The organism is Dyella flagellata (assembly GCF_030160275.1).
Taxonomy (GTDB): Bacteria; Pseudomonadota; Gammaproteobacteria; order Xanthomonadales; family Rhodanobacteraceae; genus Dyella_B; species Dyella_B flagellata.
Genome location: NZ_BSOA01000011.1, coordinates 1 through 2362 on the forward strand (window position 1 = coordinate 1; position 2362 = coordinate 2362).

Annotated in this window: 1 protein-coding gene; it reads left to right on the forward strand. The window is 67.6% G+C overall.

Annotation, left to right across the window (positions count from 1 at the left end; translation table 11 throughout):
- A partial coding sequence (locus tag QQJ96_RS06585; protein WP_284331174.1) for an amino acid adenylation domain-containing protein occupies positions 1–2362 on the forward strand: 2362 nt, incomplete at both ends.

Below are 2362 nucleotides of genomic sequence, written 5' to 3' on the forward strand. Positions count from 1 at the left end.
CACGCGCCGCGGCGCTGATCACGCAGCATGACGTGACGCTGTCCGTGACCGCACCCTGCGTGTTGCCGCTGGATGAGGCAGCGCTGATCGCGCAACTGGCCCAGCAGGATGCGCGTGACCTGGACGATACGCAGCGCGTGCGTCCCTTGCAGCCGATGCACCCGGCCTATGTCATCTATACCTCCGGCTCCACCGGCAAACCCAAGGGCGTGGTGGTGACGCATCACGGCTTGAACAATTACCTTCACTGGGCCTTGCAGGCCTATCCCGTTGAAGCTGGTGCGGGCGCAGCGGTCACCACCTCGCTGTCGTTCGATGCAACGGTCACCAGCCTCTATCTGCCGCTGCTATCCGGCCGCACGGTGAATCTGCTGCCGCACGACCGGGCGTTCGCGGCGCTGGCGATGCACCAGCCATCTTTGAGCTTGCTGAAACTGCCGCCGGCTCAGCTGGATATGCTGATACAGGAAACCGCACCCGGGCAACGCGCAGGCATGGCGCGCTGCCTGGTGATCGGCGGCGAAGCCTTGCAACCGATGACGGCTGCGCGTTGGATGGAGCACGCGCCGCAAACCATCATCGTCAATGAATACGGTCCCACGGAAACAGTCGTGGGTTGCGCTGTGCATACGGTAACCGCAAGGGATCTGCAGGCGGAACGCGTGCCCATCGGCAAGCCGATCTGGAACACCCAGCTCTACGTCCTCGATGCGCACATGCAGCCGGTGCCGGTCGGCGTGGCCGGCGAGCTGTATATCGCCGGCGACGGCCTGGCCCGCGGTTATCTCCATCGCCCCGCGCTCAGCGCCGAACGTTTCGTCGCCAATCCGTTCGGTTTGCCTGGCAGCCGCATGTACCGCACCGGCGACCTGGTGCGCTGGTTGCCGGACGGCCAGCTCGATTTCCTCGGCCGTGTCGATCACCAGATCAAGCTGCGCGGCTTCCGCGTCGAGTTGGGCGAGATCGAGAGCGCGCTGCTGCACCAAGCCGGCGTGGCCCAAGCGGCCGTGCTGTTGCGCGAGGACCAACCCGGCCACCCGCACCTGGTGGGTTATGTCGCACCGCTTGCCGGCCATGACCTGGAGGCGGCGATCCTGCGCCGCAGCCTGTCCGAGCACCTGCCCGACTACATGGTGCCGGCCGCCCTGGTGGTGCTCGCGGCCTTGCCGCTGACCACCAACGGCAAGCTCGATCGCCAGGCGCTGCCCGCCCCGACGTTCGTCGCCGCCCATCAACGCCTGCCACGTACGCCCCAAGAGGACATCCTCGCCGGCCTGTTTGCCGACGTGCTGGGCTTGCCCAGCGTCGGCATCGACGACCATTTCTTCGACCTGGGCGGCCATTCGCTGCTCGCCACGCGTCTGGTCAGCCGCATCCGCACCACGCTGGAGCGGGAACTGTCCATCCGCACCTTGTTCGAAAACCCCACCGTCGCCGGCCTTGCCCAGCACTTGCTGGAAAGCCATGGCGCACGCACCGCCTTGCAACCGGCCACACGACCCGAACGCATTCCCTTGTCGTTCGCCCAGCAGCGCCTGTGGTTCCTGCATCAGTTCGAAGGGCCCAGTCCCACCTACAACATCCCGCTCGCGCTGCGCCTGGAAGGCGCCCTCGATCATGCCGCGCTGGAGGCGGCCTTGCGCGATGTGGTGATCCGGCACGAAAGCCTGCGCACCCTGTTCCAGGCCGGCGACGACGGCGCCTGGCAGCGCATCCTGCCGCCCGAACGCGTGCAGCTGCACCTGCCGCGCGTGGCCTGCACGCGCGACACGCTCGATGCCGCGGTACGCGAGGCCGCCGCCTACGCCTTCGACCTGACGCACGAGTTGCCGATACGCGCCCGCTTGTTCGCGCTCGGCGAGACCGAGCATGTGCTGGTGGTGTTGCTGCATCACATCGCCAGCGATGGCGCCTCGCTGGCGCCGCTGCTGCGCGACCTCTCCCTTGCCTATGCCGCGCGCCGCCAAGACCTCGCACCGGCCTGGCGCGCCTTGCCGGTGCACTACGCCGATTACACCTTGTGGCAGCAGCAGTGGCTCGGTGACGAAGCCCAGCCGGACAGCCCCCTCGCTCAACAGTTGGCGTATTGGTCGCAAGCCCTCGCCGGCGTGCCCGAGCAACTGGCGCTCCCCTATGACCGGCCTCGTCCGCAACAACCGAGCTTCCGCGGCGCGCATGTGCCGGTACAGATCGAGGCCGACGTGCATGCCCGCCTGATGCAGCTCGCACGCGCCAGCCGCGCCAGCCTGTTCATGCTGTTGAACGCCGCCGTGGCGGTGCTGTTGTGCAAGCTCGGGGCTGGCGAGGACATTCCGCTCGGCACCCCCATCGCCGGACGCACCGACGACGCCCTGGACGAACT